The organism is Bacillus sp. T2.9-1 (assembly GCF_950097965.1).
GTDB lineage: Bacteria > Bacillota > Bacilli > Bacillales > Cytobacillaceae > Niallia > Niallia hominis.
This window is the reverse complement of record NZ_CATNHG010000113.1, coordinates 1-12702: the sequence shown is the minus strand read 5'-3', so window position 1 is coordinate 12702 and position 12702 is coordinate 1. Positions and strand designations below refer to the sequence as shown.

Annotated in this window: 11 protein-coding genes and 1 riboswitch; of the genes, 10 read left to right on the top strand and 1 reads right to left on the bottom strand. The window is 35.9% G+C overall.

Going from position 1 to position 12702, the window contains the following annotated elements; genetic code table 11:
• From QQZ16_RS17025 to QQZ16_RS16980, 10 genes are all read left to right on the top strand, one after another.
• Positions 1–999, top strand: a complete 999-nt coding sequence (locus QQZ16_RS17025; protein ID WP_231512560.1) for an ABC transporter ATP-binding protein — start codon at positions 1–3, stop codon at positions 997–999.
• Positions 1000–1030: 31 nt separating this feature from the next.
• Complete coding sequence (locus QQZ16_RS17020; protein ID WP_031537945.1) at positions 1031–1657, top strand: cysteine hydrolase family protein; 627 nt, start codon at positions 1031–1033, stop codon at positions 1655–1657.
• Between the two features lie 31 nt (positions 1658–1688).
• Positions 1689–1871 carry a hypothetical protein gene (locus QQZ16_RS17015; protein ID WP_031537944.1) on the top strand — a complete coding sequence of 61 codons (183 nt, stop codon included), beginning with the start codon at positions 1689–1691 and terminating at the stop codon, positions 1869–1871.
• 79 nt (positions 1872–1950) lie between these two features.
• Positions 1951–3348, top strand: coding sequence for an amidase (locus tag QQZ16_RS17010; RefSeq protein WP_031537943.1), 1398 nt, complete (start codon positions 1951–1953; stop codon positions 3346–3348).
• A 30-nt stretch (positions 3349–3378) separates the two neighbouring features.
• Entirely contained in the window at positions 3379–4815 is a 1437-nt protein-coding gene (locus tag QQZ16_RS17005; protein ID WP_048718040.1) for a DHA2 family efflux MFS transporter permease subunit, read from the top strand.
• 188 nt (positions 4816–5003) lie between these two features.
• Entirely contained in the window at positions 5004–6227 is a 1224-nt protein-coding gene (locus tag QQZ16_RS17000; RefSeq protein WP_031537941.1) for a Bcr/CflA family multidrug efflux MFS transporter, read from the top strand.
• A gap of 227 nt (positions 6228–6454) precedes the next feature.
• Entirely contained in the window at positions 6455–7459 is a 1005-nt protein-coding gene (locus QQZ16_RS16995) for a hydroxyacid dehydrogenase (RefSeq protein ID WP_048718043.1), read from the top strand.
• A 311-nt stretch (positions 7460–7770) separates the two neighbouring features.
• A riboswitch (cyclic di-GMP riboswitch) is annotated at positions 7771–7857 on the top strand.
• A 145-nt stretch (positions 7858–8002) separates the two neighbouring features.
• Entirely contained in the window at positions 8003–8548 is a 546-nt protein-coding gene (locus QQZ16_RS16990; RefSeq protein ID WP_031537939.1) for a WxL domain-containing protein, read from the top strand.
• Positions 8549–9146: 598 nt separating this feature from the next.
• Complete coding sequence (ltrA, locus tag QQZ16_RS16985; protein WP_197030884.1) at positions 9147–10415, top strand: group II intron reverse transcriptase/maturase; 1269 nt, start codon at positions 9147–9149, stop codon at positions 10413–10415.
• A 207-nt stretch (positions 10416–10622) separates the two neighbouring features.
• Positions 10623–11642 (top strand): DUF916 domain-containing protein, encoded by a 1020-nt coding sequence (locus QQZ16_RS16980; protein ID WP_031537937.1) that lies wholly within the window; start codon positions 10623–10625, stop codon positions 11640–11642.
• Positions 11643–11724: 82 nt separating this feature from the next.
• Here QQZ16_RS16980 and QQZ16_RS16975 read toward each other — a convergent pair whose 3' ends face one another.
• A complete protein-coding gene (locus QQZ16_RS16975; RefSeq protein ID WP_031537936.1) occupies positions 11725–12486 on the bottom strand; it encodes an SDR family oxidoreductase in 762 nt (253 codons plus the stop codon).
• Positions 12487–12702 lie beyond the last annotated feature (216 nt).

Genomic DNA, 12702 nt, shown 5'->3' with positions numbered 1-12702 from the left:
GTGAGAATATTGGGAGCAATACTTGAAGCAGTGGAACTTAAGAAAACATTTCCAATTAAGGGGTGGTTAGGTAAGACTAAGGGAGCTATATCAGCAGTACATGATGTATCGTTTTCCTTAAAAGAACAATCAACAATTGGAATAGTAGGAGAATCGGGTTGTGGAAAATCAACATTGGCTAGATTAATAATGCGGCTTATAGAACCAGATCAAGGCAAAGTCCTTTTTAGAGGAAAAGATATCCTGACTTTATCTGGAGCGGAGTTACAAAGTGTTCGAAAAAAAATACAAATGGTGTTTCAAAATCCTTATTCCTCGATAAATCCGAAGTTAACAATAATAGATAATGTTGCATTTAGTTTATGGGAAAATGGAGTCTCTAAGCAGGAAGCGAGAAAAAAAGCAAATTATTATCTAGAGGCAGTTGGATTACCGAGATCATACGCAACGCGATATCCGAGTAGTTTAAGTGGTGGGCAAAGGCAACGTGTAGCTATTGCAAGAGCTCTGGTTTTAGAGCCAGAAATTATTATTGCAGATGAGGCGGTTTCGGCTTTAGATAAGTCTGTACAAGCACAAGTCCTGAATTTATTGCAAGAATTAAAGACTGAATTTTCTTTATCTTTAGTGTTTATTTCACATGATTTAAATGTAGTGGAATATATAAGTGATGAAGTAATGGTCATGTATTTAGGGAAAGTAGTAGAAAAAGGTATTGCTAATCAAATATATGAAACACCAAGTCATCCTTATACAAGAGCATTATTAAATTCTGTTCCATCTATGGAAGTAGGAGTGTCTACATTAAATAATTCACCTATTACAGGAGAGTTACCAAGTCCGATGAATCCACCATCGGGTTGCAGATTTAGAACAAGATGTCCTCATGCGATTAAACAATGTTCAAACATGTACCCACCAGAAATAGAAATAAGAACAGGACAAAAAGTATCATGTATTTTATATGAAAGCAGCTCGAGAGAAAAAGTACTACTTTAAGTAGAAATAAAGATAATAAGGAGGATTAATTATGAAGCAATATCTAAATCCAAATGAAACTGTGCTAATTTTAGTAGATATTCAAAATGATTTTTGTCATGAAGAAGGTGCCTGTTCTAAAATGGGGCGTGATGTAACGGGAGCTCAAGAAATTATTCCACAGGTAGAATTATTAATGGAGAATGCGAGAGAAATAAATATCCCCATTGTTTTTATTCAAATGACACAAGATGAACATACGATATCAGATGCATGGACTAATCGTCCAAGACCAGCAGGATATACGGACCCATTAGATATTTGCAAAAAGGGATCCTGGGGAACAGAATTTTATAAAGTGTCTCCAAGAGAAGAGGATATCATTGTAGAAAAACATCGGTATAGTGGATTCATAGGGACAGATTTAGATATGATTTTACGAAATTTAAATTGCAAATCTATTATCTTAACTGGGGTTGCTACTAATGTTTGTGTAGAATCAACAGCAAGAGACGGATTTATGCTCGATTACCATGTAACAGTAGTTAAGGATGCTAGTGCTGGGTATATTCCGGCATTACATGAAGCTACATTTGCTAATATTCAAAATAATTTTGGAATGGCATTGGAGACAACTGAAATAATTAATTACTGGTCTAAGTTAAAATCAATGGTTTAATAGTCTATTTAAAATAGGGAGCGTGTTATAAATGAATCTAGAATTATTAAAGAATATCAGTGTTGAAATAAATGGTAGAACGTTTGATCCAGCCTTAGAAAAACAATTAGAAGTTTACGCAATAGGATTACAACCTGTACTTGATGGTCTTAGAGAAGTTTCAAAAGAATTTCCATTAGCCTTAGAGCCAGCACCTGTGTATTCTCCAGAGTAAGAAGAAAATGCTTTCCATTAGTATGTAATGGAAAGCATAGTTTTTTAATAGAATCCATTTAGAAAGAGGGAATTAGAAAATGGAAACCGTTCAATTAATGACTATTGCAAGTATTGGTGAGCAGTTAAAAAGTAAAGAATTATCACCTGTAGAATTATTAAAAAATATGCTTAAAAGAATTAATAAATATGAAAGTAAACTAAATACTTTTATTACCTTAATGACAGACATTGCAGAGAAACAAGCAGAAAATGCGGAAAAAGATATTATAAATGGGGACTACAAAGGTCCATTACATGGAATTCCTATTTCCCTAAAAGATATCATTGCTTATGCAAATATACCAATGACAAATGGCTCAAGAGTTAATCCTGAATATATTCCAGCTACTCATGCAACAGTAACAAAAAAATTACTAGAATCAGGTGGTGTTATCATAGGGAAAGCTCATTTACATGAATTTGCCTATAAGGGCCCACATCCGCACTATGGATGGACGAAAAACCCTTGGGATTTAAATAGAGTACCTGGCGGATCAAGTTCTGGCTCTGGATCAGGGGTTCAAGCTGGATTCGGGCTTGCCTCTATAGGGACAGATACAGGTGGGTCTATTCGCATGCCTGCTAGTTTATGTGGTGTTGTTGGTCTAAAACCAACTTATGGTAGAGTTAGCCGACATGGTGTAACTCCCCTATCTTGGACATTAGATCATATTGGTCCCTTAACTAGAACATGTGAAGATGCCGCAATTCTTCTAGAAGCTATTTCAGGATATGATGTAAAAGATGAATCATCCTATAAACATTCAAAATGGAATATCAATGGATTTAATAAAAATGAAAGCTTAAAGGGGAAAAAGCTAGGAGTTCCAGTTTCGTATATCTTTGATTCTCTCCATGAGGATACAGCAACTTTTTTCAAAAAGGCCTTAAAAACTTTTGAATATTATGGTGCTGAAATTATACCTTTAGAAATACCTAACTTGAATAGATTAAGAGAGGCACATAGTACAATTTTAACCTCTGAAGCGTACTCCTTTCATATGCATAATCTTGAGGGGAAAGCAGATGGTTATGGTCCTGATTTAAGACCAGCTTTTGAAATAGGGCAATTCTATACAGCTGAATCGTATATTCAAGCACAAAGGTATAGAAAAAAGATATCGCAAGAATTTAAGGAGATATTTAATAAAGTAGATGTTATTTTGACACCAACGTTTCCTGATGTAGCTCCTGAAATAGAATTATATGAAAAAGAGGTTTCATTCTGGCGTGGAAAATTTACTTTTATTGCGAATATTTTAGGTTTACCTGCTTTGTCATTGCCATGTGGTTTTTCAAAAGAAAATCTGCCAATTGGCCTTCAAATTATAGGTTCTCCTTATTCTGAAGGTGAAGTTTTATCAATAGGTTCAGTATTTGAGCAACAAGAAGAATATTATAAAGTCCTGCCTAATGAAGTACTTTGGGAAGGGTGATTCTAGCAAGCAAATGAAAGGAAGAGCAGTTTGGATGAGGAAACGAATGTAGAAACTAGAAAGACTAAGCATGGCGTTTTGATTGCCATGCTATTAGGTTCATTCAGTGTAATATTAAATAACAGTATATTAAATATTTCTATTCCGTCTTTTATGCATATGTTTGATATTAATGCAACGGAGGCACAAAATGTAATTGTTGGTTTTATGATACCCATGATGGTAACAATGACATTATCCGGGTATATTGCTGATTTATTTACTCGAAAGCTAGTATATATACTTGGTATGTTATTGTTTTTATGTGGATCCTTATTAGGAACTATCGCTTGGGACTTTCCATCATTAGTTATGTTTCGAGTGGTTCAGGGAATTGGTGGCGGTCTTGTAATGCCCTTGAGCATTTCCATATTATTTAGTTATTTTCCGAAAGAGGAAAGAGGATTTGCTACAGGAATATGGGGTGTTGCAGCGATGATGGCACCTGCTATAGGACCAACAATCGGGGGATTAATTTTAGAGTATAGCTCTTGGAAAATGCTATTTGCAATGAATATTCCTACAAGCATTATTTGCATCTTTGCAACTAGTTACTTTATTAAAGAAAAGTGGCAGAAAAAGAAGCTTAAGTTTGATATGATGGGATTTTTATGTATTACCTTAGGTATTGTATGCTTAACGTTAGGGATTAATAGAATTCCTTATGGCTTTACAGAAAATAATTGGTTGACTATATGTCTAATTTTAGTAGGATGTATTGGATTTGTATTATTTATCTATACTGAATTACATACAAAGTTTCCCTTAATCGACTTGAGAATATTTAGAAATTCCATTTTTACTAATAGTACCATCATTGTAGCAGTTTGTACGGCTAGTCTTTTTAGTGGTGTATTATTATTACCTTTACTTTTACAAGAAGTTCTCCATTTTAGCGCTCTGGCAACAGGTTTTATCTTATTTCCACAAGGAATTGTGATGGGCATAGCAATGACGATAGGTGGGAAAATATTAGATCGAAGTGGTGTAAGATTTATTTTGCCACTAGGTATATTACTGTTATCAAGTGTAACCTTCATTTTAGGTCTAACTGCTGGTAATATTAGTGAGATGTTATTAATTACCTTATTAATAATTAGGGGATTTGGTATAGGGTTTATAAACACACCAGCTACTACAGCAGGATTAAATGCATTACCTGAATTCCAAGTATCTCGGGCAATGTCAATGAATAACGTAATAAGACAACTTATTGGAGCGATAACAATTGTGTTGTTTTCTATGTTTTTTGAAACTAGGCGGATTATATATATGGAGCATATGTCGGAACAAGAAGCTGGTATATTATCAATACAACAATCCTTTTTAATTATGAGTATAATAATATTACTGCTCATACCATTCTCTTTAAAAATGAGCTATAAGAACAAAAAAATAAATAATATGTCGCTACGTAAATTAGGATAAGATGGGACAAGGGGTCTGACCCCCTGTCCCAAAAAATATGAAAAAAATAAGTGCATAAGTAGTGAAATATTTCAAGATTCGTAATACAATATGTAAAGCAACAAATGCTTCCTTCTTTGAAAGAAGCATTTTTTTTGGTTCATATTCGAAAGGATATAGAAAATTTATTGTAGGAAGGCGATAGAAAATTGAACACAATATCCAATACTAAAAGGCTACAAATTGCTTTTCTGTTGGGATCATTATCCCTATTAGGTCCATTTACAATCGATACATATTTACCTGCGTTTCCAACGATTGTTGAGGAATTTCACACGAGTGCCTCTCTTGTGCAAGTTAGTTTAACGACTTGCTTATTAGGATTAGGTTTAGGCCAGTTAATTATTGGGCCAATGAGTGATGTACAGGGCCGTCGAAAACCATTGCTTATTTTTCTCGGTTTATATTTATTATCTTCATTAGTCTGTGCGGTAGCGCCAAATATCTATATGTTGATTGTTTCACGATTCATACAAGGATTTGCAGCGGCAGGTGGTCTTGTTATTTCAAGAGCTGTTGTTCGAGATCTTTATAGTGGAAGAGAACTAACAAAGTTTTTTGCTACATTGATGTTGATTGGAAACCTTGGACCAATTGTGGCGCCAATTATCGGCGGGGCTATTCTTTCCTTTGCAAATTGGAAAGTGGTTTTTCTTGTTTTAACATGTGTTGGCGCCATTTTGACGGTAGTCGTTTCCTTTAAACTAGAAGAAACGTTACCAACTGAAAAACGTGTACCAAGTAATATGAAACAAGTAGTCATGAATTTCGGTTCCTTATTAAAAGACCGTGAATTTGCCGGTTATGCATTTACACAAGGCTTTACCACAGCAGGAATCTTTGCCTATGTATCTGGTATTTCTTTTGTTTACCAAAATATTTATGGCGTTTCCCCTCAAGTCTTTAGTTTATTGTTTGGAATAAACGGGGTTGGCTTAATTATTGGAACACAAATTGTTGGTCGATTATCTAGATTTTCGGAGAAAACCTTCTTGAAAAGTGGTTTAGTTCTTTCTATGTCCGCTTCTATTCTGTTAGTAATTGCGATTTTATTACATGCACCATTACTAGCTGTTGCAATCCCAATTTTCCTATTCGTCACTTCTATCAGTATAATTGGTACATCATCCTTCTCTTTAGCAATGGAAACAAAGGGACATATGGCAGGAAGTGCATCTGCATTATTAGGCTTATTACCGTTTTTACTAGGTTCATTAACTGCACCATTAGTAGGAATTGGAGGAGAATATACTGCTCTACCGATGGGAGTTATCATCTTCGCATCAAGCTTATTAGCTTTCTTATCCTACTTTATATTAGTGCGAAAAGCTCCTTTAAAAGTGAATACACCAAAGCATGCTACGCATAATTAATGAAATATATCTTTTCTTTAAAACAGGTACTTTCGAATGAGAAAGTACCTGTTTTTTTGGAGAAAGAAGAACTTTGTTTGATTCTTTTCGATAAATGACAAAATAGTTTGATAAAATGAACAAGAAAAGAAAATAGAGTTAACACTAGCTCCAAATGCAAGGAAAGCTAATTTCTTTATTATTCCACAGGAAAATATAAACCAGCTAATAATGAGGAGGTATGGCGGATGTCAAAACCTAAAGTGCTGCAAATATTACCCATGTATCATGAAGCAGCTGAGAAAATCTTAAACAATAAGGCAGAGGTTATAAGAACAGATGATTATAGTATGGAAAATTTATGTGAATTAGTTAAAGATGTGGATGCAGTAGTTTTAAGAGCGCCTGCACGAATAGAAAAAGAAGTAATTGAAGCTAATCCTCATTTAAAAGTGATTTCTGGAGCAGGAGTTGGGCTTGATAATATTGATGTTGCATATGCCACAAAGGTAGGGATTCCAGTATTGCATGCACCTTCCGTAAATAAAGTTTCCACTGCAGAGCATACCGTAATGTTTATCATGGCATTAAGTAAGTCCCTTCTAAACTTTCATAAAGAAATGGAAAAAGGAAACTTTGATTCGAGGAATCGAATAAGTACCCAAGAATTAAAGGGGAAGAAAGTAGGGCTAATAGGTTTCGGGAGCATTGCACAAGAGGTAGCAAAGCGATTAGTGTATGGGTTAGATATGAAGGTAGAAGCTTGGGTAAGAGAGGTTAGGCCTACTAAACAGAAAAAAGCGAATGATCTAGAAGTGGAAATTACCGACGATATCAAAAAAGTATTTGCTGAGTCTGACTTTATATCTATACATATTCCATTAAATGAAGAAACGAAATATTTCATTGATAATGCGTTATTTTCCTTGATGAAACCAACAGCATATATCATTAACACAGCAAGAGGTGCTGTCATTAATCAAGAGGATTTATACACGGTTTTATCAGCCAATAAAATCGCAGGAGCTGCCCTTGATGTCTATGAAGTGGAGCCAATATCAAAAGACAACAAATTATTAAGCTTATCCAATGTCCTACTCACCCCACATGTAGGTGGAACAACAAGGGAAAGTAATTATATTATGGCGACTACTGTTGCACAAAATGTTATTAATTTCTTAAATGGAGAGGAGCCAGAGTTTATTGCTAATCCAGGTGTTTTGAAGAAGAATGAGGGTCTGATTAGGAAGTAATAGTAATAAGTAAATTAGGATTAATGGTTAAACCAATAATGTAATATCTGAAGAAAGCTCACCGACATAAAGGTGAGCTTTTAATGTCCTAATATTTAATCAATTATTGTATTACTTCTCTTTTTTTGTAATTATATTAATATATTATAAATGCTTATTTAGGTATATTTTTTCACATTAGTTCGAGTTAATTACTATTCTGGAAAAATTTTATATCTATCTCTTTTTTCATATCCAGAGTATAGTTAGTTTCAGAGAGTGATGGACGACGATAATCGACATAAATACAGAGAGTCAAAATCGTTCTCATTCTGCAACAAAGGCAAACCAGTTGAAAAATTGGGACGCAAAGTTACAGACCTAAACGTGAGAATCACCATGGTGGCTGAGCTGCTGAAGGATGGAGAATGATACTCGTGTTATGAGTTGAAATTCAAGATTCTTCCGATTCAAAAAATTTGTGTTGGAGGGATTTTTTTAATGGATAAAAATAACGTGCTTATTTCAAATAAATTAAACAAACAGTCTAAAGGAGGAAATTCAATGATTAAAAAATTATTTGCAACTGTTTCTACTTTAGCAATTATAGGTTCCGCATTGGTTGGTGGACAATCAGCATTTGCTGCTACAACAGCAATCGAAGGTGGTTCATTATCATTTGGTACTCAACCAAGTGTTGATAACTTTGGCTCTGTAACTCTTAATGGACAAGTTCAAAATAGTACTGCTGCTGTTAGTGCATTTACTGTAATTGACGCAACAGGAACCGGAGATGGATGGAACGTTGTGGTGAAAGCTGATCAATTTACGGATTCAGCTAATGGATTAACATTACCAACCAATTCAATTGATATCGATCTTCCAACAGTGACTGCGGATACCGGAGCTAGTGAGTTAGCTACCATTTCTAAAGCAAGTGGTAAAATAGATAGTTCTACTGGTGTGAAAATTCTTTCTGCTGCTGAAGGCGGCGGCATGGGTACGTATAATGTAGATGCAAACAATTTAACGTTAACTCTTCAACCAAAAGATGTTAAAGCAGGAACATACACTTCAACAATTTCAGTAACTGTTACAACTGGACCATGATATAAGCGAATTCCTAATGTGACCATGTCTAATAAGGCATGGTTTTTTTGTGTGCGCCCGGCATGGGCTATAACTTGGTGGTGAAAGTCCACTACAGGCTTGGCAGTAGGAACTGTTAGCTAATGGCAAGGGTGTCCATCGTGAGGTGGAATCTGAAGGAAGCCGGAGGCAAAATCCCGAACTGACGGACAGAAACTATATATAAGGCTGAATTGGGATGGACGAGTTTGCACAACAAAACAAAGTCCAATACTGCACGAGTCCCATACAGTAAATATAGCAGTTACATGGGAGGAAGGTTATAGCTCTTACCCGGGGAGGTCTTACAAGGGTTCCCGACAAGAGAGATGGAATATCTCACAGGAACAAGTTGGTCAGTGATGACAAACTGAATTGTAAGAAGTCAGCAGAAGCCATAGTAGTTCCTTTGGAATGAAGGGCTGAACAATAACAATCTTGAAGAAATGCGGAGGTGAAGACAGTGCAAAGACCACAGAATACATTGGAAAATGGCTATTTGCAAAGAGATAAGTTGGAAACTGAAGAGTATGCAAAAGTGTGCAGTACTGTCCTTAAAGAAGCAAGACGACAAGATGGTATCGACTTAATTGACAGAATAATTGATGATAATAATCTACTTAGAGCATGTGAGAAGGTCAAGGCAAATAAAGGTGCACCCGGTATTGATGGGATGACAGTAAATGAACTTTTTGGTCATGTAAGTAAATACCACAAGCAATTGAAAAGAAAATTGAAGGATGGCACTTATAAACCTTTACCTGTTAAACGTGTTGAAATTCCCAAACCAGATGGGTCTAAACGTAAGTTAGGCATTCCATGTGTAAGGGATCGTATGGTCCAACAAGCAATCTATCAAGTAATCGGTGGGATAATCGACCCTCATTTCTCAGAAATGAGCTATGGATTTAGACCCAACAGAAACCAACATCAAGCCATTGAGCAATCCATCAACTATTACGAACAAGGATATAAAGTGGTTGTAGACTGTGACTTAAAGAGTTACTTCGACACCATAAATCACCAGAAGTTGATGGAATACCTAAAGGTATTTATACAAGACAATATAGTCCTAAAGCTAATTTGGAAATTTCTTAAGAGTGGAATCCTTGAAAATGGACTAACAAAATCAACGGATTCTGGTGCTCCTCAAGGCGGCGTTCTTTCGCCAATATTGAGTAACGTCTACTTAAATCAACTAGATAAGGAATTAGAGAAACGTGGACACAAGTTTGTGCGCTTTGCGGATGACTTCTGCGTTTATGTTAAAAGCAATCGAGCTGGGCAACGGGTACTAGAAAGTATCTCTAACTTTCTAGAGAAAGATTTGAAACTGACGGTTAACAGCACTAAGAGCCAAATTGGAAGTCCAACAAAATTGAAATTTCTAGGTTTTTGCATACACTCTACTTCTAAAGGTGTTAGTTGTAGACCGCACCAGGCAGCCAAAAAGAGATTTAAAGTTAAATTAAAATCCCTAACCAGACGAAATCGCCCAGGTAAGTTTGAGGAAATAGCCAAAGCAATTAACCAAGCGACTGTTGGTTGGATAAATTACTATGGGATTAGCTTGATGAAGAGGTTTATTAAAGATATTGCACAATGGTTGAATCATCGATTAAGACAGATTATATGGAAAAGATGGAAAAAGGTCAAAACACGTTATGCGCAACTAAGGAGATTAGGCATCAAACATGAAGAGGCTTTGAAAGTAGCTAATACCCGAAAGGGTTATTGGAGGATGTCGGGCTGTGAAACGCTTCATACGGCAATTAAAATAAAGACGCTCATTAAATGGGGTCTAAAAGACCTTAACCATTTATATGAACGTCGATACTTAAGTTATTGAACCGCCGTATACGGGACCGTATGTACGGTGGTGTGAGAGGTCGGGAGTTAATCACTCCCTCCTACTCGATTTATTATTAATCCCTTTTTAGCATTAAATATTCAAAGATAAGGAAGACATGTTCAATCGATATTGTTTTTTCTTTTTCTACTCTAATGAAAATTCTCTAACTTGGTTAAAATAAGCCAACGATAGGGAGGTACAAGCATGAAAGTGTTTCGTATTTTATTTTTAATACTCATATTTGGAAAGGCATCTCCATTAGTTAGTATATATGTGAAGGCAGAGGAAGCTAGCGTTCCTTTAACCATTGAGCCAATCTATCCAGAAAATCAAAATCTTCAAACAAAAGGGTACTTTGATTTGTCTGTAAATTCGAGCGAAGTACAAACACTTCAAGTGCGCATTACCAACAATGAGGACAAAGAGGTAACGATAAGTATTAAGCCAGCAAATGCTTATACTAATCCAAATGGTGGAATGCTCTATGAGGATGAGCTATACTCTACCGATACCGTTCTTTTGGAGGATGCTGTTCGATTGGCTGAATTTATTAAAGTAGAAGAGACTGTAAAGGTACCTCCATCAACATCTGTGGAGGTACCCATTGAGTTAACAGTTCCAGAATTAGATGGAAAGCATATTTTAGGGGGTATTCTTTTTACAATGCAAGGAGAGGAAACGGAAACACAACAAGAAGCGGAAGAAGGTACTGCGAATTTTATTTTGAAAACAGAGACCGTCTATGCCATTGCACTTCAACTAAATATACCAAATGAAGTGCCTGATAACTTCCAATTTGGAGAAGCAGGTTTTAGTGGCGAAACTGGTTTTGTGTTTATGGAAATGAGCAACGATGCAAAAAAAATACAAGAAAAAATAGCAGGTACTTATTCGGTTTCAGATAAGGATGGAAACGAGTTGTTTAAAGGGGAATATGGACCTTTTAAAATGGCCCCTAAGACAAAAATAAGATATCCAATCCAATGGAATGATGAAACACTTGAAGATGGCGACTATACATTAAATATAAAAGGGAAAGTTGATGGGAAAGAGGTATCCACAGCTAAACCCTTTACCATTAATAACAAAGATGTAACGGAATATGTAGAGAAAACACAAGCTACTCAAGTGAAAGTAGATAATGGCATTCCAATATGGGTTTGGATAATTGGAGCGGTATTATTTGGTTTAGTAATGTTTTTGATTGGAAAAAGAAGAAAGTAGAAGATTGGATATAGAATTTAATTCACTAGAAAAAAACTCATCCAACACGGTGAGTTTTTTTCTAGCGAAAGTAATATACGATTTACTCTATCGTCTTCTTCATCGCATTATACATATTTTCCACATGCTTATCCGAATCATCACGTGACATTCTCAAGCGATTGACAGAACTACCATATCCGATCTCCATCTTTCCTTCTTTTAATCCTTGGAAAATTCCATCTGCGAATGCATCTAATGGTTCGCCACTAGTATGTAAGCCGGCACCGCCTAAATCTGTATTTACAGCAGGAGGAGCAACTTCGATTACTTCCACAGAAGTGTCGGAAAGCTGGTGTCTTAAACTCATGGTAAAAGAATGCATTGCTGCTTTGGTTGCTGAATAAATCGGAGCAATTGCCATCGGTGTAAAGGCTAAGCCTGATGTTACATTAATAATGGTCGCATTTTCTTTTTCTGAAAAGTAAGGCGCAAACAACATAGATAGATGGATAGAAGCTTCCATATTAATGGTGATTTCTTTGTTGAAATAACTCCAATCATTCTTAGCGTCTGCTTTTAACACATTAAAACGTTGTTGAATTCCTGCGTTGTTCACTAACACATTCACGTCTGGATAGTTCGTTGTAACCCAATCGAATAGTGCAATACGGTCAGTTTCTACTGCTAGATCGCTCACATATGTAATAAGGCTAGGGAATTTCTCTTTCGCCTGTTGAAGTACCTCTTCTCGGCGACCACAAACAATCACTTGATTCCCTGCTTTCATAAATCGGTCTGCAAAAGCTAATCCGATCCCGGCGCTTCCACCTGTAATTAGAATTGTATTGCTTGAGAGTTTCATTTGGATTCCTCCCTCTATAAATGTTGATCTATCAACGGTTTGACCCGTTGTTGGGGTATCAAAAAAATATTTTTCGACACAATCCCTAACAATATTTTTAAAATATGTGAAACTATTCCAATACATGGGTACGCTACGCGGTCACTACTGGATAATGGTGGAAAGTAGTGATAGGAAATTATGCGATGCACAATGGATCTCTGCGTAACTTATGAT